Origin of the sequence: Pseudanabaena sp. FACHB-1998, assembly GCF_014696355.1 — a bacterium.
GTDB lineage: Bacteria > Cyanobacteriota > Cyanobacteriia > Pseudanabaenales > Pseudanabaenaceae > Pseudanabaena.
On sequence record NZ_JACJQA010000037.1, the window covers coordinates 23,352 to 48,898 of the forward strand.

Sequence of the window (25,547 nt, forward strand, 5' to 3'; positions counted from 1 at the left end):
AAAAAGAATTAAATTACTGAAATTTCACCAATGGAACCAGATCTACCAAAAATCTTTAGCTCATTCACGGAGACATCACTTGCTGCATTAGTAAATTGAAACAACCATTTACTAGAAGAGTTAGTTGGCTCTGGTGATAAACCAACTCGCGCGGCATCAGGTATATTGCCGTTGTATACAAGATTATTGGTGTCGATCGAATCCCCCCTAAATATGCGAAGGTTATTCGGAAAATTGTAGGGCCCATTAAATTGCCCTAGCCAAGCCTGAAAAGCCGATAATATGATTGAGGTAGGAAAGCTGCATATAATTCCTAATCCTTGAGAAGGATTTAGCCCCGAGGCCGCAACCCCTGCATTCAAATTTCCATCATTTATAAAAGAAAAATTATAGCCAGCGCTATAGCTGTATTGTGCCAAGGTTGATGGGGAATAAGATTTTTCACTAGGAGAAAGCTCAACAATACCTAGAGACATCCAATTGTTTACACTCCTGTACTTTGATAAATTTACCCATAGATTAGACCCAGCATATATCAATTCAATACAGGCATAATTCTTGAGAATTATGCCTGAATCTGTACTCCCAGAAGTAGTTTGGCTTGCATTATTTAAGATTGATTGAGAATTGCTTCCATGATTTATTCTGAAGGAATTAAAACCTCCATTTGATAGCTTGATTACTTCACCTATAGAGGGATTATCAGGCAAATTGCAGATTAGATTATTTACAGTAGATAAGTAGCTTTTACCTGATTCTAATACTTGATTTGAGCTCAAAGTAATAAAAGCTAGGGAATTGCTGGAGGGATTAATAGGGCTAGATTCTAGGGTATTTACTCTATTTCTTAATGAGGTGATCTCTTCACCTTCCAACACATTAGAATCCGACAAAGCATTTAAAGCTACCTGTAAGCCTGATACCTCACTAATAGAGTGATTATGGCTATCAGGCGTAAAGCTTGAAGGCTTACCAGTTAGGGTTTGCCACGAAGGAATAGAAATTAAATCTAATTCGGATTGAATAGAATTTAATCTGCTATTTTGACTACCGTAACTAGCCTCTAAATTGCTTACACGATTAGGTAACCCAGTAATTGCCTGTGGAATAGGTAAAGCATTAGGAGAATCGATCAAACTACTAATAGAGGAATACTTAAGCTTAAGTGTATAATCTTGGTATAATTCTAATACTGGTATAAACCGAATTTTATCTACTGAACTGATAGGAAGAGAGATTATAGAGCGTTGGAAATCTAATCTGTAAGCATGAGAAATACCTTGATCCGAATAGATATAAATAATACCTAATACAAGATTGGTGCGATCAAGCAAAGTCCCGTAATCGATGTTGACAAATAGTGTATTTGCATTAAAAGGGATATCTATATCTATAGCCCCTTCAGAAATTGAATGATTATCTGAATACAATTCAGTAAAAATATTCATGAGATGCAACCCCTCAGATTAATCCAAAAAGCTAGGTGGTACAGCCAAATTGCTGATCAAGCCGACACGCTTCCATGCAGGCAGGGCAGATCCATCGGATATGCCCGCTTTCTTCTGGATAACTGCAAAAGCTTGATAACGCTCTATTTGATTGTAATCCTCACCAAACCCGATACTAGCTACCTTTCTGGGCTGCGCCCCCTGCTGAGCTATGTAAGTCTCTGTGGAGGTTTCTCCCAGTAAACTAGCGCAATAGGTGATCATCTCCTCCACGGTTACGATCGCTCTATCACCTGTAGGCAATTGGCTAAAGGGGAATAGCATAAATAAGTCCTATAACAATATTGTTTGTCTCATTATAGGACTTATTTATACATATCAGTACGCCAATAAAAAGGCGGATTTTAGGCGTAACAGCGCGAAATCAGCAGTTATCAGAAGCATTTATGCTTAAATGCGTCGAGATGTAACCATTATCGCAAGCAGATGGTGTCACAGGCTTACGATATTCAGGGTTTCACAAATTCGTAAGCATAATATGTCTGGCTCGAGTGCAAGTATCTTGGTTGGTTGTTGTCAATGTCATAGCTGATTTTTGATTAGTTTGCTAGCTGATTTTTGACCAGTGAATTAAACATGAATCACACTAGTGGTAAGGTCAACTAGTCAGAAATAATAAAGTAAGCTAGTGGTATTAGCTATGAAAGAAAATCTAGAATCGCTGACCTTGTTATTAAATGGATTGATTGACGATGCAACAGTGATCACCGATGCATCGTCAATATTTAAGAGATAACTAGACCAAAGAAGAAAGGCGATCAATAAATTAGGAATTTAAAATATGGCTTTTGAGCAAATTGAAGCATTTTTAAAGAAAATGCAGTCTGAACCTGAACTTAAAAACGAAGTACTAGCAGCATCAACCGCAGATGATGTTGCGCGAATAGCCCTAAAGCTTGGTTTTGAATTTTCAGGTGATGAATTATTGAGAATGTCAGGCAAAAAAGTTGGCAAGATTACTGTTAGAAAAACTGATATTCCCGGAGAGTACAACTAAACCAAAGAAGAAAGGCGATCGCTAGTTTAGCGATCGCCTTTCTTCTTATTTGCCAGACAGTTTCTACCCAATCGATAAGCTCGGCATGACGCTCAATATCTAAGAAATATTTAGAAGGGAAATTGACATTAATTTCTCTTCTAAATATTTAATCTAACCATGATTTAAATAAGTCTAGTATTGGGTCTAATATCTAGTCTTGAATTCTTAAAATAAGGCTTATAATAAATTGTTAAATTCTGGTTTTAGAGTTTTTATTCGGATGGCGCGATCGCTTTATGGAAAATATTCAAAGTTAAGTGAAATTTGTTAAGGTAAATAGGAACTATTTGCAAGTAGTGTTAATGGATCGGCAACGTAGAAAAATATTAGAGCTGGGGCTTGGTGGCATTGGTTTAATTGGTGGGGCGATCGCTTGTAGTCCAATCGGTTCAAATCGCAACAACGAGAATAATCAGCCTACGCCTAAAAAGGTTGTGATTCCGCCAATGTCGCTCAGTGAGGCGGCTCAGACCAGAATTAAAACCAGTGGACTCGATCCGATCGCCGCGTTACGAGAGTTTGATTATGGCAAAGTTAGTCAAGAAAATGGGCGTACAGTACGCGAATTTGAACTAACGGCAAGAAGTAAAACAGTTAAATTAAATGCTTCGACGGACTTTATTACTTGGAACGTGAATGATCGCGTCCCAGGTCCCACCTTAAGGGCGACAGAAGGCGATCGCATTAGGATTGCTTTTGCTAATCGGGGGGGACATGCCCACTCGTTGCATTTTCACGGTGAACACGCTTCAGCGATGGATGGAGTCACTCCGATTCGTAATGGTGCAGCCACGATTTATGAATTTGATGCTCTGCCCTACGGTGTGCATTTATATCATTGTCATGTCGCACCTGTGGCACGACATATTGGTAAGGGACTGTACGGAATGTTCATTATTGATCCGCCAACGCCACGACCTCCTGCGGATGAAATGGTGCTAATCATGGGCGGCTATGACATTGATGGGGATGGACGCAATGAAATGTATGCTTTTAATGGTTTGCCGCATTTCTATATGCAGCAACCGATCGCAGTACAGCAAAATCAGTTATTGCGTTTATATGTCCTTAATATGATTGAGTTTGACCCTGTGGCGACCTTTCATGTCCATGCCAATATGTTTCAGGTTTATCGCACAGGGCGGGGTATGACTCCCACAGAGGAGACAGATGTAATCACGATGGGGACAGCGGAGAGGCATATTTTAGAGTTGCAATATCGCTTTACGGGCAAATATATGTTTCATCCGCACCAAGATGCGATCGCCGAAGCAGGCTGTATGGGCTTATTTGATGTCGTCGCATAGTGTTGTAAATGTTTTGCCTGTAGGCAAAACATTTACAACAAATATTTATTGAGAATTACTTGCAAGATTATGTTCTAATAGAATTAAATTAGTTATTGAAAATAACTTGCATTACTTACAATCTATTATTTATTTTTTATTCACTTTCATGCCCGCAATTATCTCTTTCCTCAACCAAATACTTAAAAATCCTCTCCAAAATCTAGCCAAAAGCAAAACATTCTTGATGCTTTTTACTCTTTCCTTGGTTAGCGCGATCGCGATCTCTGCTTGCAATAACACCCCATCACAAAGCACTAGCCCTAATTCTCCTGTCAGCAGTGCGACCATTTCTAAGACTGAGTCTACAAGTGAGTCTCAGAAGGACGGCATGAACGGAATGAGTGGTCATTCTAAGAACAAAATTAATATCAACGAAGCGATCTTGTCAGAGCTAGATAAGGTGGAAGGTAAGTTAGGAATTGCAGGATTATCTAACAAGATTCAGGCGGCGCGTCCCTATACCAAGGTGGAAGACTTAGTTACAAAGAAGGTAGTCACGGCGGATCAGTTTGCTCAAATCAAAGAGATGGTTAGCACGGAAACTGTGGTGCTAACGGGTGAAGCCAGAGATGTTGACTATTTGACTAAACTTGGTTTGATGAAAGGTCACATGATTGTTGCGAAGGAATTACTGGACGCTCAGAAACCTGATCAAGCGCTTCCCCATATCGAGCATCCTGTCGAAGAAATTTATGCGGATGTGGAAGGTCAACTCAAAGACCGCAAGGTCAAGGAATTTAAACAGTCTTTGATGGATTTGCAGCAGTTGGTCAAGTCCAAGCCCAATGATCCTAGTATTGCCGCTAAATATAATGACGCAATGGCGAGTATCGATGGCGCGATCGCTGCCATTCCCGAAACCCAACGTCAATCACCGAAGTTTGCCTTGCAAGTGATTAATACGATTCTCGATACGGCGGGTACAGAATATCGGGCGGCGATCGCCAATGACAAGATCAAAGAAATCATCGAGTATCAAGATTCGCGAGGTTTCACCATTTATGTAGAGCAGTTGTACAAGAGCATCGCACCCGCGATGGAAAAGGAACATCCCGATGTTCATAAACAATTTACGGCAAGTTTAGAAAAACTCAAGTCGGCATATCCCACGGCGATCGCCCCCGAAAAACCAGTGTTGTCCGTTGCGGCGATGGCTGAATTAATTAAGGGCAACGAGCAAGCCGCTGCCAAAGTTTACGCAAAATCGTAGATCCCCCCCATCCCCCCTTAAAAAGGCATTAACATACTTGATGCACCCCTCATCCCCCAACCCCTCATCCCGCAGGAGAATGGGAGAAATATTAAATTTCTTGTTCCCCTCTCCTGCGGGAGAGGGGTGAGGGCTTAGCGCTTTGGTGTGTCAAGTATATGAACGCCCTTTTTAAGGGGGATTGAGGGGGATCATAAGAATCTAACAACGTAGATTTTCCCTTCCAAAATTAGAAAACTTGATCTCAAAACTTTATGGACATCAGTTTAACTCTCCCAACTTTTGTAATTACCCTGCGCGAAGGTGTTGAAGCGGCATTGGTAATTGGCATCGTCATGGCATATCTCAAACGTGCAAAGCGATCGCATTTGAATAAATGGGTATTTGCAGGGATTGGGACGGGACTCGTAATTAGTGCGATCGTGGGGCTTCTCTTTAATTGGTTTATGCAAACTGTCGGTACAAGCAACCCTGAACTATCGGCAGTATTTGAGCCATTACTCGAAGGTTTATTTAGTATGGCGGCGATCGCCATGCTGACATGGATGTTGATCTGGATGACTAAACAAAGTCGCGCCATGAAGGGGGAAATCGAAGGTTCTTTAAATAATGTGTTGGGTAAAGGCAAAAAAACAGGGTTAGGAATTTTTGGACTAATCTTATTTGCGATTTTGCGCGAGGGTTTTGAAGTCGTTTTATTTATTTCCGCAAAATTTCAAGAAGGTTTAATGCCAGCCATCGGCGCTATTAGTGGCATTGGTGCAGCGACTGTAATTGCGATCGCCCTATTCAAATTTGGCATCCAAATTAATATCCGCGCCTTCTTCAAAATTATGGGCTTCATGCTCCTATCGATTGTCTCTGGGCTAGTAATTTCGGCACTCGGACATTTCGATACAGCTTTACGGATTCTTTCACAGAGCGATCGCAAATCTGAGTCCATCTGCTTCTTTTATGAGCATTTTGCCCGCGAGCATTCCTGCGTCCTCGGCAATATGGTTTGGAACACCAGCAAAGTATTACCCGCCGAAAAATTTCCGGGGGTAATTTTTAGTTCGCTATTTGGCTATACCGACAAGCTGTATTTAGTACAGGCGATCGCCTACGTTGCCTTTTTTGCGATCGTTGGCACGATCTATTACCGCAGTTTAGGCAAACGCCTAGCGTAAAAAAGGGTTCGTGCAAAGCACGAACCCTTTTTTTTAGGTTAAATTTTAACTGTTGCTTCTCAAGACTCACAAAAACTATGATGAAATCTAAATGAACTTTAATTTGTGAGCAAGTTTTTATGACTACTATCCGTAAAGTAACAGGCGATCCTAATGAATTCTGGAGTGAACTAGGTTGGAGCGATCTGACTAGTGCCGAACAAGAACTCTGGACACAACTAGGCTGGAATGAAGAAAATTGGGATGATGAACTAGATTTTCCTGAATGGGATGACTTATCTAGTGAAGACCAAAAACTTTGGGGAGTATTAGGTTGGACACAATCTAGATGGGAAGGCGAAGATGACATTCCTGAATCAGCAGAAAAATCTTGGGAAGAGCTAACCAGTGAAGAACAAGCTGCGGCAACTGACCTTGGTTATACCCAAGATAAATGGGATAACGAATAAAAATTGTGTCGTGGCGAAGCCACGACACAGATAGCTTGAAGCCTTACTAAATAAGGCTTTAAGTCTATTTAGCTAGATAATTTTATAAATTATCAAAATTCTGATGTTAAAGTTACGCATTTCGGGTTAGAATAGCAAAGCCTTTCGGGGGTGTGGCGGAATGGTAGACGCTACGGACTTAAAATCCGTTGACCGCAAGGTCGTAAGGGTTCAAGTCCCTTCACCCCCATTTTCAAATCAATTAGGGAAAAGTGTTTTACGCTCTTCCCTAATTTTTTGATCGTATTCAATCCTAAAGAGAGTTCTGCCCCTTTGCGGCGCAACTCTCTTTAGGATTAACAATTCACAATCTGAGAACACTTATGTCTATCCAAGTCTATGGAATCCCTAATTGTGGCACTTGCAAAAAAGCGATCGCATGGTTAGAGGCGCAGGGTATTGCCCATGAATTTATTAATACTAAAGACTATCCCCCTGCCAGAAGCGCGATCGCCGAATGGGTAAACTCTTTAGGCGAAAGAGCCATGCGAAATACTTCAGGGCAATCCTACCGAGCGCTCGGCACTGAAAAAGACACATGGTCACATATTCAATGGATTGAAGCCTATGCCAAGGATACAATGTTGCTCAAACGTCCTCTATTTGTCAAAGATGGCAAAGCGATCGCGATCGGATTTAGAAATCCAGAAGAACTCAAACAAAAATTAATCTAAGCTTTGCGGTCAAACTTAAACAAGATATTTTTTTTAAATGTGGCTTCGCCACATTTAAAAAAAATATCTTGTTGGAATTTATTTTTTCATTCCATAGAATGATAGAAAAAACTAAGAAAGTTAGCGTATATTAACTTAGCAATAAGAGGTACATAAATATGAACCAAAGACTAAAGCGATGGGAATCTCCCCGCAGTGAAGGTAGAAATAATAAAGGAAAGGGTGGTTCTGCCCGACAACGCCAAAAGAAAAAGCAATTTCAAATGCTTCGTAAAAAACTAAAAGGAGATGCTGCTAGCAGCATCTCCTTTTTTTTAATTCCCAAAAGTGTGGTCATACTTTTAGGAATTGGTACAACTGGGGGGATTATTAATAATTTGCCACAGAAACTTGTTGAGCAAAGTCAGCATCACCGACCTCATGAAAATCAGTCTCACCAAAAATGGCATTTTCAAACTTATAGTGCTTAAACTCCAAAATATTTCCTGAGTGATCTGATAAAAAAAAAGTTCGATGCTCTAAAGGAGTATCAACAAAGCGAACTTTAGGTTTTTGATAAAACTTGAGACGCTTATCATGGACTTTCTCTAATAAAGCCATCCAGTTATTTTCCGAATAAAAAACTAATCCGAAATGTCGTGGATAAATACCACGTTGAGCTTCACTGGATTCATGAGCAACGTGCGCGACCAACTGGTGTCCATACAAACTCATGATCAGCGAATCACTAGACTCGCGACCTGCTAGACAACCCAATCCATCAATATAAAAAGCTTTAGTGCTTGCAATATCTTTGACTGGAAATGCGAGATGAAAGAGGATCTTGGTCATGGTGCAGTATTTTCTAGCATAAGTTTGGTGCGCTTGAGCTTATCAGGAACGTCAATCGGATATTTTCCTGTAAAGCAAGCTGTGCAAAAATGCGTGGTATCGACTTGCGTCGCCTTTAACATTGCGTCGTGACTCAGATAAGCAAGAGTATCCACCTCGATCTGCTTGGCGATCGCCTCAACAGAATTATGCGAAGCAATTAAATGATCTTGCGAATCTGTATCAATACCATAGAAACAAGGGTGAGTTACAGGTGGAGAAGAAATACGCATATGTACCTCCGTGGCACCAGCCTCACGCAATGCCCTTACTATTTTACGACTCGTGGTTCCTCTTACGATCGAATCATCAATGACAATTACCCGTTTATTTTTTAAAACATCGCGCAATGTATTGAGCTTCATCCGAATGCCTGACTCACGCATCGCTTGAGTTGGCTGAATAAAAGTCCGACCGACATAGCGGTTTTTAATTAGCCCTTCTGCGTAAGGAATTCCTGATTCGCGAGAAAATCCGATCGCCGCAGGAATCCCCGAATCAGGCACACCAATCACAATATCGGCATCAACTAAACTTTCTTTAGCGAGTAGCGCACCAATTCTCATTCTGTAGGTATAAAGACTCTCTTCATGCATGACACTATCAGGTCGTGCAAAGTAGATCATCTCGAAAACACAGAGCTTAGGTTTGGATTCTTCCCATTGCAAAGATTGAATCCCGTTTTCCATCGTGATGATCACTAGTTCCCCGGGAAGCACTTCGCGCACATACTCTGCGCCAATAATATCTAAGCCACAGGTTTCCGAAGACAAGACATAGGAACCATCGGCAGTTTTGCCAATAACTAAGGGACGCACACCATAGGCATCTCGCGCCCCAGCGATCGCATTAGGCATCGCCATAACGAGGCTAAAAGCGCCATAACTGCGCCTGAGAGCCACCACAATTGCTTCTTGCCAATCCTTGCCTTCTTCTACAGCTTCCCCTACCGCAAACGCAATCCCTTCGGAATCCGTGGTGGATTCGAGGGCGTGACCTTGGGCTGATAGCTCTGCGCGTAACTCTGTAGCATTTACCAAGTTACCATTGTGAGCGAGAGAGAAGTCCCCCAGCCTTGTATTCACGACAATGGGCTGAGCATTACACACTTTGCTAGAACCAGTTGTGGAATAACGATTATGCCCGATCGCCAAAGCCCCCTTCATTTCCGAAAGAATCGTCTCATTGAAGATTTGAGCAACCAACCCCATTGCTTTATGTGTATGGGTATTACCGCGATCGTCATATACAGTAATACCAGCCGATTCTTGTCCTCGGTGCTGCAAAGCATAGAGTCCAAAATAAACTAGCTTCGCAACATCCCCATTTGTTGCGAGAACTCCAAAAACACCACAGGCTTCTTGTGGCTTATCAGTCTCAATATCATTATTAGCATCTAGATCGTGAAGATCCTCTGGATTTAGAAATTTGGTAGGCATCTCATCAGCAGAAACAGAATGGTCAGAATAGTCTGGCAGCATAGAGTTATACGCGGTACTTAAGTTGGGTAGAAGAGAAAAGCCCATTCTTAGATCGTACCAGCGTTAAGCATTTCTTAACCAAAATCGGCATATCAAAAGTCAGGACAACAAAAAAGGCGATTTTTGTTGTAATATTTTCATCTTTTAAATCTTATAAAAACTTATAAAAACTTAATACCTGTCATTTAGTCTTTCTTATGGGTTACGTGTCAGTCTGACCTGTAAACTTAATTACGAGGTTGTGTAGTAAAGCACAACTAGACTTAACTTTGTTTTCTGATTCTAGATAATTTCTGGAACATAACAAAAGCTTAATAGTTGCAAAATTTAGATAAATACAGGAATTCCTACGCATGGATAATACAATCAGCCTTGAGATTATTGAGGTCGTTGAACAGGCTGCGATCGCATCTTCTAAGTTTATGGGCTTGGGTAAAAAAGATGAGGCTGACGAAGCAGCAGTTGAAGCAATGCGCGAACGCATGAATAAGATTCATATGCGTGGACGAATTGTTATTGGTGAAGGCGAACGTGACGAAGCTCCCATGTTATACATCGGCGAAGAAGTTGGGATTTGCTCCCAGCCCAATGCTGCTGAATTCTGCACCATCGAAGAATTACAAGAAATTGACATCGCTGTTGACCCTTGCGAAGGCACAAACCTTGTTGCTTACGGTCAAAATGGCTCGATGGCAGTTCTTGCCATTTCTGAGCGTGGCGGTTTGTTCCAAGCTCCCGACTTTTATATGGACAAGCTAGCTGCACCTCCTGCGGCAAAGGGTCATGTAGATATCCGCAAAACACCTACCGAAAACCTGAAAATTTTGTCCGAATGTCTTGATCGGGCGATCGAAGAATTAGTCGTAGTGGTTATGGATCGTCCTCGTCACAAAGGCTTGATTTCTGAAATCCGTGCTGCTGGCGCTCGTGTACGTTTGATCAGTGATGGTGACGTATCTGCGGCGATTTGCTGTGGTTTCGCTGGTACAAACATCCATGCGCTTATGGGTATCGGTGCTGCTCCTGAAGGTGTTATCTCCGCAGCCGCTATGCGTTGCTTAGGTGGTCACTTCCAAGGTCGTCTAGTTTATGACCCTGCTGAAGTCAATACCCCTGAAAGCGAAAAGTGGACACGGGAAGGTAATATTTTACGCCTAAAAGAAATGGGAATTACCGATCCTGATAAGGTCTACGATGCTAATGAATTGGCTTGTGGTAAGGACGTATTGTTTGCTGGCTGTGGTATTACCCCCGGAACCTTGATGGAAGGTGTTCGTTTCTTTGGTGGTGGTTGCCGTACTCAGTCTTTGGTTATTTCGACTCAATCAAAGACTGCTCGTTTCATTGATACTATCCACTTGACCAGCGACAAGCCTAAGACCATTAATCTTCGCTAATCATAAAAATTCGTTGTTAACGAACTTTTGGCAATAAAAAAGAAGGGGCTTAAGCTCCTTCTTTTTTATTGCTTGAATTATGCTAGGAATCTATTAGTTGGAACAGCGATCGCCTCTTTAATCTCTGTGAAAGTAGATATCTTATAGTTCTCTAAGCAAATTGTCATATTCGCCCTTAATTCTTAGATGGGAAGGGAGTAAGCGACACCGAGTGTAGGGTGTATTGAATTTCAAAAAAGCTAAGAGAGTAGCCAAGTTTGAGTCAATAGGTTGAAGCCACCGATAAAATTTGAACCTACACTTAAAGTAGTGGTTTTTAGGATTCCATATTATTTCTATCATTTCGACTAAATAAATCAGGAAATTTTAAGTATGGATACTTGGGAAAGCTTACGCATGGCAGGGAAAACCCTTGCGGCTAATCGACTGCGTAGCACTTTAACAATGTTAGGTATCATCATTGGCAATGCCTCCGTAATTTTGATGGTAGGCGTTGGACAAGGCGCTCAGAAATATGCTTCGCAGCAATTTCAGGCGTTGGGGACGGATGTGATTTTTGTAATTACGGGAACTGATAATGCGCGGCGGAATGTAATCGCGCCGCCCAATCGGCTTGTCCTTGCCGATGCCGAAGCGATCGCCACTCAAGTACCTACCGTCCGCAGTGTGGCTGCCCAAATTAATGGCTCAGAACTAGCGATCGCAGGAAATAACACCAAACGCGCCACCCTAATTGGGACAACCGATAATTATGTAAAGGTACGGACTGCGGAGGTTGGATCAGGACGTTTTTTCAATGCAGAAGATATTAAGCGCAACTCAAGAGTTGTGACTTTAGGTTCGGCAATTAGCAGAGATTTATTTCCACAGGGTAATGCCCTTGGACAGTCAGTCAGAATACGCGGTACTAGCTACGAAGTAATTGGCATCATGTCAGAAAAAGGGGCTTTTCTGGGGACTAACCAAGATGACACCATATTTCTGCCGATTACCACGATGACGAGTCGCCTCACAGGTAAAACCTCTCCCTATGGCGTTGCCATTGCGGTGATAAATGTATCCGCAACCAGTAACGATAATGTGAGCGCCGCCCAATTCCAAATTGCGAATCTATTAAGATTGCGTCACCGTACTTCTGATATCAATGCTGATGATACATTTACCATTCGTACCCAACAGGACGCTTTAGAAATTGTGGGTAACATCACAGGTGCACTGACGATCATGCTAGCCGCGATCGCAGGAATATCACTCCTAGTCGGTGGCATCGGCATTATGAACATCATGCTGGTATCCGTCACCGAACGCACCAGCGAAATCGGACTGCGTAAAGCGATCGGCGCATCCCCTAGCGACATTCTCACCCAGTTCACCATCGAGGCAGTGATTCTGTCCTTACTTGGTGGAGCGATCGGCACTGCGATCGGGATTGGTGGCATCCTTTTAATCGCCGCAGTTTCACCCCTCCAAGCAGGTGTATCCATTAGCGCCATCTGTCTAGCCGTCGGTGTTTCGGGGGGCATCGGTCTATTTTTCGGTATTTTCCCCGCTCGCCAAGCCGCCCGACTTGATCCAATTGTGGCTCTTAGAAGCATTTAATCAAGGAAAGGCTAAAAGAAAAATTTTTCCCTTTTTGCAATTACAAAAAAACAATCACCAAAAGCCAATCGCTAACCGCTAATACTCCCATGCTAACTACCAATCTAATCTCCTCCCCACCTGAAATAACTGACTCAAGACGCGAGATTGTGCGACTTAGTGAAGTTTGTAAATATTATGGACAAGATGACACCTTAGTAAAAGCCTTAGATGATGTTAGCTTTGTGATTAAGCAAGGGGAATATTGCGCGATTATGGGAGCTTCAGGTTCAGGCAAATCCACCTGCATGAATATCATCGGTTGCCTCGACAGCACCACCTCTGGTCAATATTTTCTCGATGAAGAAGATGTCTCAGGCATGGAAGAGAAGGATCTCGCTAGGGTTCGCAATCTCAAAATTGGCTTTGTGTTTCAGCAATATCACTTGCTGCCCCAACTCTCGGCGTTAGAGAACGTGATGTTACCCATGGCTTATGCCAATGTGCGCCCCAAAGAACAAAAGGAACGCGCTTCGGCAGCACTCGAACGGGTAGCTATGGGACATCGCCTTAATAATCGTCCCAATCAAATGTCAGGCGGTCAACAACAACGAGTCGCGATCGCCAGAGCGATCGTCAATAATCCCGTAATGTTACTAGCCGATGAGCCAACGGGAGCGCTCGATTCCCATACGACCGCTGAAGTGATGGAGTTATTTGGTGAACTGAATAACAGTGGTATTACTGTCGTGATGGTCACGCATGAGTCAGATGTGGCACGTAATACTCAACGGATTATTTGGTTTCGGGATGGCCAAGTCATTAATGCACACCTTTCTCCTGATGACTTAGGACATGTAATTTAGAAACAGAAATTTATAGCACTTTGCGCTCAAACGAACACCGCCGACACTTGCGTCGGGGATGCTCATTATGTACATCTGTTGCCAAAATGCAATCATTTCTTAGCAATGTTGATATGATTGGTCTAAGCTATTTAGCTGGGTCAAAAACGCCTAAACCAGTGGAGATCAATCAAAATGGATATCGTAGCGGTAACATCTCTTATTAGTTCTTGCTTACCTTCCTTATTAAAGCTAGGAGATAAGGCTGCTGAGATTGCTGGTAGCAAAATTGGGGAGGATGCTTGGGCAACAGCAAAGAAAATTTGGGAAAAGCTACGTCCGAAGGTGGAAGAAAAAAAAGTAATCGCAAATGCAGTGGAGGCAGTGGTTGAGAGTCCAGAGGATGAGGATTGTAAGGAGTTCTTTCAGAAAAAATTACAAAAACTAATTGAGGAGAATCAGGATTTAACCGAAGCGATCGCCAAAATCCTCCAAGAAAGCGCCCCTTTGCCAGCTAGTGTCCAAATCAATCAGACGGTTACGAATAACCAAGGTCAAGTAATAGGACAAATGACAGGTGGCAAAGCGATCGGGCGAATTGATGGCAATATTCAGGGTGGGGTGAATTTGTAGGGGTAATTGGTGATTAGTAATTAGGGATTGGTAAGGGCTTTATGACAAATTCTTCGGACTCGGAATATCAACGCAAAAATCTTCCCTCAACTGAGATTGAGCAGAAGGTAATGGAAAATCAGGGACAGGCGATCGGTCAGATGACTGGTGGTTTGGCGGTGGGGCATGTGGGTCATCTGACGGTCTATGTATCTAATAGTCCCAACGATCTTGCACCCCCTAAAAGTGTTACTTCAAGTTCTCTAGGTGCAAATCCTTATCAGGGTTTGAAGGCTTTTCGAGAACATGATTGGCATCGTTTTTTTGGGCGTAATGACGATATTAAGCGGCTTTATCTGAAGTTTCGAGAATTACACGATCGCCCCAATGCTGTTCGGGTATTGCCAATTTATGGTCCTTCAGGCTCAGGAAAGTCTTCGTTAGCAAGAGCGGGTTTAATTCGGGCTTTGGGTAAATACTCCTTACCAGGCAAGGATCGCGGTCGAGTTGTATCCCTCACTCCTGGTGCCAGACCTCTGGAGGCTTTGGCTACGGTATTGGCGAGGATTGCCACGAATGATAACTCGCCTGCGGAAAAAGTCGAAGAGTTTGAGAGGGTGCTAAAAAGACAGAATGATCATCAAAAGTTTGATGGGTTGCGTCGTATTGCTAATGTATTTCCTGATATTAACTTTTCGCCGCTAATCATTTTGGTGGATCAATTTGAAGAGATCTATACTTATCAAAAAGGTAATTCTGGCGATTTTGAGCGTCAAGCGTTTATAGGGAATTTGTTGTGTGCAGCGAGCGATCTGCCTCAAAATGTATCGGTAATTTTGACTCTTCGCAGTGATTTTTTGGGTAAGACTCAGCAAGATCCTGAACTAAATAAGCTTTTTGCTTCGCAGGGCGTATTAGTGCCGATTATGCAGCCTTCTCAATTGGCGATCGCGATTACTGAACCAGCAAAACGTGCGGGATATGAAATAGATAAAGCAACGGTGAATTTGCTAATCAAAGACTCTCAGGGACAAGAAGGGACTTTACCACTTTTACAATTTGCTCTAACTCAGATTTGGGAAGGATTATTGCAGGAGCCTCAAGTAACACCTGCGGAAACTTTAGAAAAAATTGGTGGTGTGGGTGGTGCTTTAGCAAATGAAGCCAAGCGTTTGTATGAATCATTAACTTCCGAACAACAACAAATAGCGCGATCAGCTTTTCTGTCAATGGTGCAGCTAAATGACGACAATAAGGCAACTCGCCGCCGCGCCACAATTTCGGAACTAGTGAAAGACGCTAGTAAGAAACACTTAGTTCGAGAAGTGATTGATTGCTTTGCGAAACCGGGGGTGTGGATTTTAGTGACTTCTTCTAGTAAGGAGGAAGTGGAAATGGTAGAGATTGCCCATGAAGCTTTAATCAACAATTGGGAAGAGTTACGAGCTTGGTTAGATAAAAACAGTTTGCTAAAACTTCAACGGGATGAAATTCATAAAGCAGCAGTAAAGTGGAAAAGTATAGAGAGGTCTAAATCGAAAGATTATTTGCTTCAGGGGCGGGTTCTTCGAGACGCATTAGAATTTCAAAAATCTCTAAAAGATAATCCTGATATTTTTCTATCGAATACAGCTAAGGAGTTTTTACAAGCATCTATTCAGAAACAGAGAAATAATATTTTTAAAGCGATTGGAATATTTCTCATATTCCCAGCAATAATTACAATTGCAGCTATACCTAGCATTTTAAGACTTATTGAAAATGTACAGGTTGATAGAGCTAAAAAAATTGCCTTTGCAGATGATTGTGATCCAAGTCCTAACACTAGAGAAGCACTTGAATACTTGATAAAAAAAGGTTATAAATTAGAACTTGCTGGGATAAGACTATGTAACGAAAATATACCTAATATCGATCTTTCTGGAAGCGATCTTTCTGGAAGCGACCTGCGAAATGCAAATTTAGGTGGTGCAAATTTAAAAAAAACATTCTTGATAAATGCCAAACTTCAAGGCGCAAAATTGATGGAGTCAGACTTATCGGGAGCTTTTTTGAGAAAAGCACAAATGCAAGAATCTCAACTACAGCTTACGGTTCTTAAAGGTGCTAATCTTCCTAGTGCTAATCTTCAAAAGGCTAGGCTAGAAGAGGCAGACTTATCTGGTGCAGATCTATCCGATGCAGACTTGTCTGGTGCAACGTTATCTAACACAGATCTATCTGGTTCAAATTTGTCTGGGACAAAGTTTTCAAATGCTATCCTAATCAATACAGTAATTATAGATAGCAAAGGTATTTCCATTCAACAACTTAATAAGGCTAGAAAAATTTGTGGTACAAAACTTTCTAGCCAATTTTTAGTCAAATACTCTAAAGAAGTTGCCGCGCTAAGAAAAATTCAAGTTAAGTGTGATAGCAAGAAGTGATATAAATTCAACTCCAACAATCTTCTCCTCTTCTTTTGGTATATGTTGTATTGCCATCACAAGTTGCAGTATTGCCCTGAACATCACAGGCTTTCCACCCATCATTGCAAGTTTTAATTGTCTGCTTATCAAAAAAGTTTGAAACAGTTCGACCGCCACTCGAATCAAGACCTCTAATTTTAGAACTACAAGCAGATAGTGCATCTGAAGCTAACTTTCTGATGTCCTTTTTACTCACTGCTGTAAGCATTAAAGCGCTAGTGAATACCTGAATTGCCGCTTCCTGATCTCTACCAAGATTAAACAGAGTCTGAGCAGCAGCTATATGAGTTTCGTTGATTTTGCTTGAGTCTACTTTACCATTATCATCAAAGCATCCTACTATTTCGCCCCCATCAGCTGTTTTGTCTCCATACAAAAGTTGACGGTAAGAGTAAGAAACCTTAGCAACTACAGAACGCTCTACAAAGTCATCTTCAGTGACAACCAAATCAATCTCATCTTCAATTCCAAGATCTTTAAGCTTATTTTGCAAAGTTTTTTCAATTTCCCAAAGAACTAAATCGAGCTTTTTCTTGAGTTTAGGGAATTCAGAAGCCATAGGTTTACTTACTTTTTTGGGTAAAGAACTTGGAGAAGTTGTCGAGAAATTTTGGCTAGATGGTGATGCACAGTCATCGCAACAGGCATCACTAGTCAAAGCCTTAGCAGCATTTACTGCAAGATTAGCATCAGCTAAGCCGAAGCCTGTTGCAAGATCAAAACCCTTAGTAGCAGAAGCACCACTACTAGAAGGATTGCTAGATCCATCAACCGCATCACGGGCTGTGTCTTCCAAAATTTTCTTCGCCTGAGCGGGAGTTAACTTCGGATTAACTTGCTTCATCAAAGCGCAAATACCAGCCAATTGAGGAGCCGCCGCCGAAGTGCCACTAAAAGCAGCCCAACCATCCCTCTCCTCAGTACCATCTCTTGCGAGAGCCATCCCGCGATCAGCTTCGCAACCTGGCGGTACTGGCAACATGATATAGCTACCATGAGGTAATTGTCCAACTAAACCGCAAACATCAGGAACTTGACGGTTTGGATAGATGCGACTGACAAAGCTACTGGCATAACTACTCGCCTCAATCTTGCCTTTCAAAGAACCATTAAGATGAATAAAAGCCCCACCCGCCGCAGTCACCTCTGGGTGCTGTCCGGGAAAACCCCATTGACCATTGCCAGCCGAAAAGATCACAATAATGCCGCGTCGAATTGCCTCAGATACGGTTGCTGCAAGGACACGATTATAGGGAGAAATTTCTCCCTTGCGCTCATCCGAACCCCAACTACAGGAAATAATGTCAGGCTGCAAGGCGATCGCCTCTCGCAACGCCCCAATGGAATTAACATTTTTACCTTTACCACCTAGAGCCACATCCGCCTTAACCATCGTTAACTTGATCTCAGGGGCGATCGCCAATAAATTCGCTGACTCCCCCGTGCCATGCCCGCTTAAATCCACCTCACGATCGCTAGAACCACTAGCAAGACGAACTTGGACATTGTATTTGTGCTTGGCAAAATAGGGATGGGGATACCATCCACTATCCACCATTACTACATGAATACCCTTACCCCTTATCCCCTGCTGATGCGCTAGATGAGCATTTACACCCTGTGCCACACCATCGGGTACGGATAAATACTCACTGTCATAAATAGTCAGCGGTGGTGCAGATGTAGGTTGATTTGACTGAAAATAGTAGACAGGCTCATTAATCGCCACTCCAACTAAAAACTGATGCCATGAAGTCTTAGAGACATCAATTTCTCCAAAGGGTTTACTATCAACAGCATTAATAAATGTGGCTGTGGAGTTCTTGCCATCCCCTTTAATTACAGACCGCTCAACCGCCTCTAATTTGGTCTGAAATTCTCGCTCAAATGTCTCTGTATTACCAGAGATCGTGATCGCCATTTTGCCAAAATCTACTATCTCAAACCCAGCCTCTAAAAGCTTTTGGGCTACTAATTTTATCCCCCCTTCTACTACATGAAAGTCGGAGACGTTCTTACTGTTGATAAATACAGAATGGCTTAATAATGAGTCGCCATTTTCAGGACGAACCACCGCTTGGGCATAGATTGTCTGTGATGATTCGGGGCGATTTGACTGGCTCATTAAAAAAAACTAAAAAGTATTTGGCGTTTTAAGACTTTTCTTCAAAGTCGGGAGCGTAGGCTTGGAGTAAATTGGTAAGCTGAGAAAGCACCGAATCTTTATTAATTGTGCCAAAGGTAGAGCGATCGGGGAAAAATTCGGGGCGATCAAGGTTACGGTCGATCGCTTCTTTGACTTGTTGGGCGATTAAGTGTTGAAGATCGGCGAGCGCTCTTTCTCTTTGATAGTTTGCTCCTTGCTCAGTAGTTGCATACAAAGGTGGTAAGCGATTGAGTGCGTAGGCAGCAATATCCCCCAAATCCAAAACTTTATTACTAGTAGCTTCGATCTCGGCGACCCTTGCCACAGCTTCACTAAGTACCAACTCTTCCATCACATTAATAAACTGCTTGCGCGGAACGGCAACGACCTCTCCCGTTAGCAAAGCACCCATTAAGCGATCGAGAGCCATATACTCCTCGACCGAAAGTTCAAAGGCACTGTCACAAATCCGCCCCACTTCGGCTTCCATGGCTGGAGTCAGATAGCCATCTTGCAAAGCTTGCTCGACAATTGACTCAATGCTGGTTTTTTCTAGCTTTTCCACTGTTATCTCTTTAATAACGCAACAATAACGCAACACTAGGGTACTTCAATGGGAATAATCGTATACTCTGGCAGAGAAATTTGAAAATGCTCTTTTTGACTAAGCATAATCACTAGTCTTGCCACAGATTGCGGCTTAACTGCTAAATCGCTCCAAGGTATGGCAATTTCTAAACATTGCTCTAAACCTATTTTCGTATGAGTTGCTATGGTTTCCCACTGTAATTTTTCTATAGATTCTTGAAGCTGGACTGACTTATCGGCAAAATTGATCGTTAGGTGATGGCGAAACAAATAATTTAGCGGTGATACGTCAGGCATATCAAGAAGCCTAACTGGACTGTTGGAATTAATCCGTTGAGGATAAAACCACAACAAATGCAGCTTACTTTGGGCGATGCTCTCTAGACTACTAAATTCTAGTCGCAAGTAGCAATAAAAATGATCGTAACCATACCATAGACGCTTGACAGGTGCATTTTGGTGCATTGCACCTCTAGCACCACTAATCTCAATTTTACCAGATCCTTGCCAATCCTCATTGTCAAACCTACCGTTGATCAAGGGCTGAATTAATTTGGTGGGGCGATCGCTTGTTGAAACATCATGGGGTTCAAGGGGATAGAGCAAGGCATGGGGAACTGGCTCATTGAGGGCGCGATAGACCACCTGTAAGTGTTCGCGAAATAGGCGATCAAACATGGCATCGTCATTGGAGCTATGCCCCTCACCAAACCACCAAAACCAATCAGAGCCTTCAGCCGCCATGATGCTTTCCCATACTTCGGGATTATTCTCAGGGGTTGCTTCGGGATGCTGTGCTAAAACTTGCCGAGCTTCGGCTAGTAACTCCCAAGCACGGTTTTTGACAGGATCACCAATCCATGTGGTGAAGCTGGAATCAATCCAAGAGCCGCTATGTAATTGGTGGGGGGGGATTTTTTCGGTGGGGGGGAATTTGTCTAGATATTCGGAGGCGGTGACGAGTTTAAGGTTGGGGTTTTGCGATAGGTTTTCGTAGAGCGTTTGCAAGAATGGATTGCCATCTTGGGGATAAAATTCCCAACAGTTTTCGCCATCAAGGGCGATGGTCACTAGCCAAGGCTGACCTTCGGGATGGGCGGCTAAGTATTCATTTTGTTGTCTTTGAATACTCATGAGTCGATCGCAGAGGTCATCACTGGCGGCTTGGGGGAGTAGTGCGCCATAGCTAAAGCCAATCAGATCCGAGAGGAGGCGATCGCGAAAAATAATTGCTAAGTCACCATGTACCGTTTCAAGGCGATAGGGCTGATAAAGCAAATGGGGCGCATTGATCGATCCGCGTTCATCACGTCGGAAATAATGACCCAGACTCCAACCCAACACACCTTCGTCGGAACATAGCCAAGAAAATCCCTGTTTAGCAACTTGGGGCAAAATTGCAGGGCTAACGGACTGCTCCGAGGGCCATAGCCCCTTCGGTTCGCCGCCAAAATGTTGGCGATAAACCTCTTTTGCTTTTTCCAAATGCAAAGCAATATCAGGCTCATGCCGAAACCGAGTATTGGGCAGATACATTTGTGGGACGGCAATGCGACCCGCTTGCGTATCGGCTAAGAGGGGCAAGATCGGATGAGTGTAGGGAGTAGTGGTAATTTCTAGTTGCCCGCTTTTCTGCATTTGGCGATGTTGGGGCAAAATACGCGCAATAATTTCCCGTTGTTTACTATAAATTCTTTGGCGATCGGCAAGGGTAAATTCTTTGCCGCGCTCAAACCATTCGGCAATTTCGGGATCGGTTTCGCGAAAGAGGGGATCGATCCATGTGAGGTTATGCCATGCCAACAGATCGCTAAAGTCAGGCGCAAGCCAATGATTCACACACCAATCAAGACCATAGGCTTGACGCTGGGCGAGTAAATCCGCATAGCGAGGATACGGCTCAATCATGGTCTGATGATTGGCATCGAAGAAATGTTCGACAATAAACTGCTTTTGCGATCGCGTTAGACTGTCAACTGGTGTTAGAGTAAGCGCCAAGTAGGGATCAAACGCCTTACCCTCAACATAGTCCTGCAACTGGAGGATCAATGATGGCACAAGGTTAATCGTTTGATGTAGCTTGGGATATCTTGACAACATCAAAGCCAAGTCTAAATAATCTTTTACGCCATGCAGCCTCACCCAAGGCAAATGATATTTGCCCGCGATCGCACTTTTGTAGAGAGGTTGATGTTGGTGCCAGATAAAAGCGACATGCAGAGGAAAAGACATAGGATGACTGGCAATATGACTGGCGATACTTCTAGAAATTGTGACACACCTGTTCGTAGTTCGATCCAAATACTGCAAATATTTTGTATAAAGCTATGTACTGTTAGTTTGAGTTTGTGTTTAATGGGCTGCACATCCCCCACCACAGCCAATAGTGACAAACCTACGGCAAATCCATCGATCCCCAATATTTCTAACCCCACACCCCCAATCCAACTGCAAACTAAACCAAAACCCCTTGAAGATCTAGCGCAGTATTTGCCAATTACTGCTACCGCCGCGATCGCTGGTCGTGAAATTCAGCTAGAGGTTGCTAACACCCCTAAGCAACAGGAACAGGGCTTAATGTTTCGTCCCCCCCTAGCTGACGATCGCGGCATGTTATTTCCCTTTACGCCTGCGCGTCCTGTTGCCTTTTGGATGAAAAATACACCCTCGCCGCTCGATATTATTTTCCTGTTAGAGGGTGAAGTAAAGGCGATCGCGCGTAACGCCACAATGTGTAAAACCGACCCCTGTCCGATTTATCCCGCCGATGGGGTAATTGCCGATCATGTCATTGAGGTGCGAGCAGGACTAACCACCGAGTTAGGTTTAAAAGAAGGCGATCAAATTACCCTCAAATTCTTGTTGCCAAAAAATCAATGACGACTATAATTCTAGAGTCCAAAATCATAAAACGATGACTTAGTATCTTTTGCTTAATTACTATAGCGATCGTCAATGATTTGAGGGAGTGCGCCCCTTTGGAACCCACTCTCTCAAATCATTGACGATTTCTGTAAATCTTAATTAAAAAAGAAATTCCAAAATGTTCAAAAAACACTTGGTATTATCTGCGCGAAAGTGATACAAGTAGCAGTGGTGAGTCTTGAGTGAAAGAAGAGTAAAAAAGATGACAGCTAGCAGAGCGAGAATGCCTGAACCACAAAGATCCCCTCAGCCCCTAGATCGCAACGGAAAACGCCTGCAAGCGAATCGTCAGCCTGTCAAGAATAAAAATGTAAAGCGGCTGCCGCGAACTGACTCTTTCCCGCTACCAGCTTGGCTAAAGTTATTGATGTCGGCACAAAAGATGTCGATCGCCATGACTGTGTTGCTAACCATCTCCGTATTTGTGATCTATGGTTGGACTGTTTACGCTCAAGAGCAGTGGAATCAACAATATAAAAAGCTCGAACAACTCAAGCGCCAAGAAAGGCAATTAACCACTGCTGAAGGTTCTTTTGATAATGATATGTTGCGGTCTGTTCAGAAAAAGCCTGGGGAATTAGTGCGTGAGCGTCCCGAACAGTCGATTTTTTTACAAGCAGCACCACTTCGTCCCAAACGTGAAGTTCCTGCAACTGTCTCGGAGCTTCCCAAAACCAAACAAAATGAAAGTCTAGGATATTAAAAAAAGAGGTGGCTGAGCCACCTCTTTTTTAATTTCCCATAGAGTTGCGGCGTGCGCCGCAACTCTATTTTTTTTGCCCTATTCAACAGTTACAGATTTGGCAAGATTGCGCGGTTGATCAACATCTAAGCCACGATGAGCGGCTACATGGTAGGACAGCAATTGCAAGGGAATCACTGTAAGAATTGGTGAGAAAATCTCATCAACCACAGGAATCGGCAAAATGTGATCAAACACCTCATGCGCCGCAGGATCATCTAAGGGCGCAACCCCAATTAGTTTGGCATCCCTAGCTTTTGCCTCTTGAGAATTGGAGAGAACTTTCTCGTATACAGCCCCCGGAGTAGCGATCGCTACCACAGGCACATCTTCATCTAACAAGGCGATCGGTCCATGCTTCATTTCGCCTGCGGGATAGCCCTCCGCGTGGATGTAGCTAATTTCCTTGAGTTTGAGCGCACCTTCAAGGGCGATCGGAAAATTAATGCCCCGACCGAGGAAAATAAAATCCTTTGTATGGGTAAATTGACGAGAAAGATCCTCAATGTAACGTTCTTGACTTTCCAGAATCCGTTCCATATAGGCAGGTAATTGGCGCAATCCTTCAATTAATTCTTGAGATTTTGCCTCACTGATTTTGCCTGTGATCATCCCAAAATCTATCGCTAGCAAATAGAACATTAGCAATTGAGCCACAAAAGTCTTAGTCGCCGCCACGCCGATTTCAATGCCCGCTTGGGTATCGATGACCGCATCCGCAATTCGTCCAATGGAGCTTTCGGTGCGGTTAGTAATTCCCAGACAGCGATCGCCTCTAGATTTAGCAAGCTCTAGAGCCGCTAGGGTATCCGCCGTTTCTCCTGATTGGGTTACGCCAATTACAAGGGTGTTTTTTAAAGAAGGAGGGGGCGAATAGCGATATTCTGAGGCATATTGAACGCTTGTAGGAATACCTGCAATCTGCTCTAATAAATACTTCCCGATCAGCGAAGCGTGCCAACTAGTTCCACAGGCAATGATTTCCACCCGTTCAATAGAATTAATAAAATCCTTCGGTAATCTCAATTGAATGTGATTTGCTTCGCTAATATAGCTGGCTAGCCCTGCTCGAAATACCCCCGGTTGCTCATAGATTTCCTTGAGCATATAGTGTTTGAAGCCTTGCTTCTCCACCATGGTCGGGTTCCAATTTAAAGTCTGCGGCGCACGACGGAGGCGATCGCCTTTGGCATTAAATACCTGTACCGATTCCCTAGTTAGCCGCGCAATTTCCCCATTTTCTAGAGGAATGACGGTGCGGGTATAGGCAACTAAGGCTGGAGTATCCGATGCACAGAAATTTTCGTCTTTGCCGATGCCAATCACCAGTGGCGCTTGTTGACGTACCACAATTAATTCGTCGGGATAATCGGCATGGATAACCGCGATCGCATAGGCTCCTTGTAATTTTGCCACAGTCAAACGGACAGCTTCAAATAAGACCGAAGGCGAATTAGCAGGAATGACATTCCCAAGGTTTTCTAGTTGTGAGAGAAATTCCGCGATCATGTGGGGAATTACTTCGGTATCTGTTTCGCTGACAAAAATATGTCCCAATTCTTTTAAGTCAGTTCGCAAAAGGTGATAGTTCTCGACAATGCCATTTTGTACCACCGCAAGATTGCCCATCGTATTGGTATGGGGATGGGCATTATGCTCTTCGGGCTTGCCATGAGTCGCCCATCGAGTGTGACCTATACCAATGGGTGCTTCGGGAGCCGTATCGGCGTTTAGTTTTTCTTCGAGTTGGATCAGCTTGCCTTTGGCTCTGACCCGATGCAAGCTGCGATTGGCAGGATCATCAAAAAAGGGAATTGTTGCCACGCCTGCGGAGTCATAGCCGCGATATTCTAGCTTGCGTAGCCCTGAGATTAAAACTTCATTAGCCGAGCGATGTCCGATGTAGCCAACAATTCCACACATAATGTCAATTTGAAGTAGATACGATTACAATTTTGTACGCCTAGCGCAGAAAATTATGATCGTATTTAACCATGTGAGGTTCCTGCTATAGCGGTTTTCATTTTGTCTGGGGCAAAATGAAGGCTTGAAACTCTTAGCGATCGCCCAAAAAAATTGTCTCTAAAAGAATCGCCTATGATTCTTCATGTTCAACAAACTTAAAAATAATTCTCAATAATACAAACTTCATGCGAAAATTTCCTCCATGAGTTGTGCTGGTGTGACGGGTTTGCATTCACCTAGTGCAAATTCTTGTTGAGATTCTTGTAAGTCTTGAATTAGTTCGGCTCTGCATCTGTCGCGTAGTCGGTTTTGCAAAATCCGAATCAAGTCTTCTTGATCTTCTAATTGAAGGCGATCGGCTGCTTCTAAGATTTTAGTAACTGATGTTACGTGGAAGGAATAGCCAGTTTTTGGAGTTGAGAGAAACTAGCCCTAATAGCATTGAAGTAGAGTTTAGACTTGAGAGCAAAGTGATTGAGTTTAGTTTTGATCC

General features: G+C 43.1%; 23 protein-coding genes and 1 tRNA gene. 15 read left to right on the forward strand and 9 right to left on the reverse strand.

Annotated features, from left to right (window positions below; all coding sequences use genetic code 11):
• Nucleotides 1-8: 8 nt before the first annotated feature.
• The gene (locus H6F42_RS15835) at nt 9-1,448 is read right to left on the reverse strand and encodes a hypothetical protein (RefSeq protein ID WP_190400344.1); all 1,440 of its coding nucleotides are present in this window, start codon (nt 1,446-1,448) and stop codon (nt 9-11) included.
• 18 nt (nt 1,449-1,466) lie between these two features.
• Nucleotides 1,467-1,772 carry a hypothetical protein gene (locus tag H6F42_RS15840; RefSeq protein ID WP_190400345.1) on the reverse strand — a complete coding sequence of 102 codons (306 nt, stop codon included), beginning with the start codon at nt 1,770-1,772 and terminating at the stop codon, nt 1,467-1,469.
• Between the two features lie 517 nt (nt 1,773-2,289).
• On the opposite strand from H6F42_RS15840, the gene H6F42_RS15845 reads away from it, so the two are divergent.
• The 8 genes from H6F42_RS15845 (at nt 2,290) to H6F42_RS22335 (ending at nt 7,907) form a co-directional block, all read left to right on the forward strand.
• The gene (locus H6F42_RS15845) at nt 2,290-2,505 is read left to right on the forward strand and encodes a Nif11-like leader peptide family natural product precursor (RefSeq protein WP_190400346.1); all 216 of its coding nucleotides are present in this window, start codon (nt 2,290-2,292) and stop codon (nt 2,503-2,505) included.
• 344 nt (nt 2,506-2,849) lie between these two features.
• Nucleotides 2,850-3,854 carry a multicopper oxidase domain-containing protein gene (locus H6F42_RS15850; RefSeq protein WP_190400347.1) on the forward strand — a complete coding sequence of 335 codons (1,005 nt, stop codon included), beginning with the start codon at nt 2,850-2,852 and terminating at the stop codon, nt 3,852-3,854.
• 148 nt (nt 3,855-4,002) lie between these two features.
• A complete protein-coding gene (locus H6F42_RS15855) occupies nt 4,003-5,106 on the forward strand; it encodes a helix-hairpin-helix domain-containing protein (RefSeq protein WP_242018475.1) in 1,104 nt (367 codons plus the stop codon).
• A gap of 254 nt (nt 5,107-5,360) precedes the next feature.
• A complete protein-coding gene (locus H6F42_RS15860; RefSeq protein WP_190400348.1) occupies nt 5,361-6,275 on the forward strand; it encodes an FTR1 family protein in 915 nt (304 codons plus the stop codon).
• Between the two features lie 119 nt (nt 6,276-6,394).
• Nucleotides 6,395-6,724, forward strand: a complete 330-nt coding sequence (locus H6F42_RS15865) for a hypothetical protein (protein WP_190400349.1) — start codon at nt 6,395-6,397, stop codon at nt 6,722-6,724.
• Nucleotides 6,725-6,870: 146 nt separating this feature from the next.
• Nucleotides 6,871-6,953, forward strand: a tRNA-Leu gene (locus tag H6F42_RS15870).
• Between the two features lie 133 nt (nt 6,954-7,086).
• Nucleotides 7,087-7,437 carry a Spx/MgsR family RNA polymerase-binding regulatory protein gene (locus H6F42_RS15875; RefSeq protein WP_190400350.1) on the forward strand — a complete coding sequence of 117 codons (351 nt, stop codon included), beginning with the start codon at nt 7,087-7,089 and terminating at the stop codon, nt 7,435-7,437.
• A gap of 158 nt (nt 7,438-7,595) precedes the next feature.
• Complete coding sequence (locus H6F42_RS22335) at nt 7,596-7,907, forward strand: hypothetical protein (RefSeq protein ID WP_347272318.1); 312 nt, start codon at nt 7,596-7,598, stop codon at nt 7,905-7,907.
• On the opposite strand, the gene H6F42_RS15880 is transcribed toward H6F42_RS22335, so the two are convergent.
• Together H6F42_RS15880 and purF are read right to left on the reverse strand one after the other, a co-directional pair.
• Entirely contained in the window at nt 7,807-8,268 is a 462-nt protein-coding gene (locus H6F42_RS15880; RefSeq protein WP_190400351.1) for a VOC family protein, read from the reverse strand. The genes H6F42_RS22335 and H6F42_RS15880 overlap by 101 nt on opposite strands.
• Nucleotides 8,265-9,788, reverse strand: a complete 1,524-nt coding sequence (purF, locus tag H6F42_RS15885; RefSeq protein WP_190400352.1) for an amidophosphoribosyltransferase — start codon at nt 9,786-9,788, stop codon at nt 8,265-8,267. Before purF ends, H6F42_RS15880 begins: the two co-directional genes overlap by 4 nt.
• A 353-nt stretch (nt 9,789-10,141) precedes the next feature.
• Between purF and glpX the strand changes: the two genes are divergently transcribed.
• The 5 genes from glpX (at nt 10,142) to H6F42_RS15910 (ending at nt 16,646) form a co-directional block, all read left to right on the forward strand.
• Nucleotides 10,142-11,185: a class II fructose-bisphosphatase gene (gene glpX, locus H6F42_RS15890; RefSeq protein WP_190400353.1), complete on the forward strand. Its 1,044-nt coding sequence runs from the start codon at nt 10,142-10,144 to the stop codon at nt 11,183-11,185.
• Nucleotides 11,186-11,557: 372 nt separating this feature from the next.
• A complete protein-coding gene (locus H6F42_RS15895) occupies nt 11,558-12,784 on the forward strand; it encodes an ABC transporter permease (RefSeq protein WP_190400354.1) in 1,227 nt (408 codons plus the stop codon).
• Nucleotides 12,785-12,873: 89 nt separating this feature from the next.
• Nucleotides 12,874-13,629 carry an ABC transporter ATP-binding protein gene (locus H6F42_RS15900; RefSeq protein WP_190400355.1) on the forward strand — a complete coding sequence of 252 codons (756 nt, stop codon included), beginning with the start codon at nt 12,874-12,876 and terminating at the stop codon, nt 13,627-13,629.
• A 174-nt stretch (nt 13,630-13,803) separates the two neighbouring features.
• Nucleotides 13,804-14,241, forward strand: a complete 438-nt coding sequence (locus H6F42_RS15905; RefSeq protein ID WP_190400356.1) for a hypothetical protein — start codon at nt 13,804-13,806, stop codon at nt 14,239-14,241.
• 41 nt (nt 14,242-14,282) lie between these two features.
• Entirely contained in the window at nt 14,283-16,646 is a 2,364-nt protein-coding gene (locus H6F42_RS15910; RefSeq protein ID WP_190400357.1) for a pentapeptide repeat-containing protein, read from the forward strand.
• Between the two features lie 7 nt (nt 16,647-16,653).
• On the opposite strand, the gene H6F42_RS15915 is transcribed toward H6F42_RS15910, so the two are convergent.
• Genes H6F42_RS15915 through H6F42_RS15925 form a run of 3 tightly spaced genes read right to left on the reverse strand, consistent with a single transcriptional unit; the run spans nt 16,654 to nt 21,654 of the window.
• On the reverse strand, nt 16,654-18,813 hold the full coding sequence (locus H6F42_RS15915) for a S8 family serine peptidase (protein ID WP_190400358.1): 2,160 nt from the start codon (nt 18,811-18,813) through the stop codon (nt 16,654-16,656).
• 28 nt (nt 18,814-18,841) lie between these two features.
• Entirely contained in the window at nt 18,842-19,399 is a 558-nt protein-coding gene (locus H6F42_RS15920; RefSeq protein ID WP_190400359.1) for a late competence development ComFB family protein, read from the reverse strand.
• A gap of 35 nt (nt 19,400-19,434) precedes the next feature.
• Nucleotides 19,435-21,654, reverse strand: a complete 2,220-nt coding sequence (locus H6F42_RS15925; RefSeq protein ID WP_190400360.1) for a glycoside hydrolase — start codon at nt 21,652-21,654, stop codon at nt 19,435-19,437.
• Between the two features lie 3 nt (nt 21,655-21,657).
• Here H6F42_RS15925 and H6F42_RS15930 point away from each other — a divergent pair, with 3 nt between their 5' ends.
• The gene (locus H6F42_RS15930) at nt 21,658-22,302 is read left to right on the forward strand and encodes a DUF192 domain-containing protein (RefSeq protein WP_242018476.1); all 645 of its coding nucleotides are present in this window, start codon (nt 21,658-21,660) and stop codon (nt 22,300-22,302) included.
• Between the two features lie 247 nt (nt 22,303-22,549).
• Nucleotides 22,550-23,050, forward strand: a complete 501-nt coding sequence (locus H6F42_RS15935; RefSeq protein ID WP_190400361.1) for a hypothetical protein — start codon at nt 22,550-22,552, stop codon at nt 23,048-23,050.
• Between the two features lie 78 nt (nt 23,051-23,128).
• Here H6F42_RS15935 and glmS read toward each other — a convergent pair whose 3' ends face one another.
• Together glmS and H6F42_RS22340 are read right to left on the reverse strand one after the other, a co-directional pair.
• On the reverse strand, nt 23,129-25,012 hold the full coding sequence (glmS, locus tag H6F42_RS15940) for a glutamine--fructose-6-phosphate transaminase (isomerizing) (protein ID WP_190400362.1): 1,884 nt from the start codon (nt 25,010-25,012) through the stop codon (nt 23,129-23,131).
• 225 nt (nt 25,013-25,237) lie between these two features.
• Nucleotides 25,238-25,426, reverse strand: coding sequence for a hypothetical protein (locus tag H6F42_RS22340; protein ID WP_347272319.1), 189 nt, complete (start codon nt 25,424-25,426; stop codon nt 25,238-25,240).
• Nucleotides 25,427-25,547: the final 121 nt, after the last annotated feature.

Bases quoted from the DNA above. Each gene is read 5' to 3' on its own strand.
- purF (WP_190400352.1), bottom strand. From the start codon at position 9,788: ATGCTGCCAGACTATTCTGACCATTCTGTTTCTGCTGATGAGATGCCT.
- H6F42_RS15905 (WP_190400356.1), top strand. From the start codon at position 13,804: ATGGATATCGTAGCGGTAACATCTCTTATTAGTTCTTGCTTACCTTCC.
- H6F42_RS15845 (WP_190400346.1), top strand. From the start codon at position 2,290: ATGGCTTTTGAGCAAATTGAAGCATTTTTAAAGAAAATGCAGTCTGAA.
- H6F42_RS15855 (WP_242018475.1), top strand. From the start codon at position 4,003: ATGCCCGCAATTATCTCTTTCCTCAACCAAATACTTAAAAATCCTCTC.
- H6F42_RS15880 (WP_190400351.1), bottom strand. From the start codon at position 8,268: ATGACCAAGATCCTCTTTCATCTCGCATTTCCAGTCAAAGATATTGCA.
- H6F42_RS15860 (WP_190400348.1), top strand. From the start codon at position 5,361: ATGGACATCAGTTTAACTCTCCCAACTTTTGTAATTACCCTGCGCGAA.
- glpX (WP_190400353.1), top strand. From the start codon at position 10,142: ATGGATAATACAATCAGCCTTGAGATTATTGAGGTCGTTGAACAGGCT.
- glmS (WP_190400362.1), bottom strand. From the start codon at position 25,012: ATGTGTGGAATTGTTGGCTACATCGGACATCGCTCGGCTAATGAAGTT.
- H6F42_RS15875 (WP_190400350.1), top strand. From the start codon at position 7,087: ATGTCTATCCAAGTCTATGGAATCCCTAATTGTGGCACTTGCAAAAAA.
- H6F42_RS15835 (WP_190400344.1), bottom strand. From the start codon at position 1,448: ATGAATATTTTTACTGAATTGTATTCAGATAATCATTCAATTTCTGAA.
- H6F42_RS15900 (WP_190400355.1), top strand. From the start codon at position 12,874: ATGCTAACTACCAATCTAATCTCCTCCCCACCTGAAATAACTGACTCA.
- H6F42_RS15925 (WP_190400360.1), bottom strand. From the start codon at position 21,654: ATGTCTTTTCCTCTGCATGTCGCTTTTATCTGGCACCAACATCAACCT.
- H6F42_RS15915 (WP_190400358.1), bottom strand. From the start codon at position 18,813: ATGAGCCAGTCAAATCGCCCCGAATCATCACAGACAATCTATGCCCAA.
- H6F42_RS15930 (WP_242018476.1), top strand. From the start codon at position 21,658: ATGACTGGCAATATGACTGGCGATACTTCTAGAAATTGTGACACACCT.
- H6F42_RS15850 (WP_190400347.1), top strand. From the start codon at position 2,850: ATGGATCGGCAACGTAGAAAAATATTAGAGCTGGGGCTTGGTGGCATT.
- H6F42_RS22335 (WP_347272318.1), top strand. From the start codon at position 7,596: ATGAACCAAAGACTAAAGCGATGGGAATCTCCCCGCAGTGAAGGTAGA.
- H6F42_RS15895 (WP_190400354.1), top strand. From the start codon at position 11,558: ATGGATACTTGGGAAAGCTTACGCATGGCAGGGAAAACCCTTGCGGCT.
- H6F42_RS15840 (WP_190400345.1), bottom strand. From the start codon at position 1,772: ATGCTATTCCCCTTTAGCCAATTGCCTACAGGTGATAGAGCGATCGTA.
- H6F42_RS15935 (WP_190400361.1), top strand. From the start codon at position 22,550: ATGACAGCTAGCAGAGCGAGAATGCCTGAACCACAAAGATCCCCTCAG.
- H6F42_RS15865 (WP_190400349.1), top strand. From the start codon at position 6,395: ATGACTACTATCCGTAAAGTAACAGGCGATCCTAATGAATTCTGGAGT.
- H6F42_RS15910 (WP_190400357.1), top strand. From the start codon at position 14,283: ATGACAAATTCTTCGGACTCGGAATATCAACGCAAAAATCTTCCCTCA.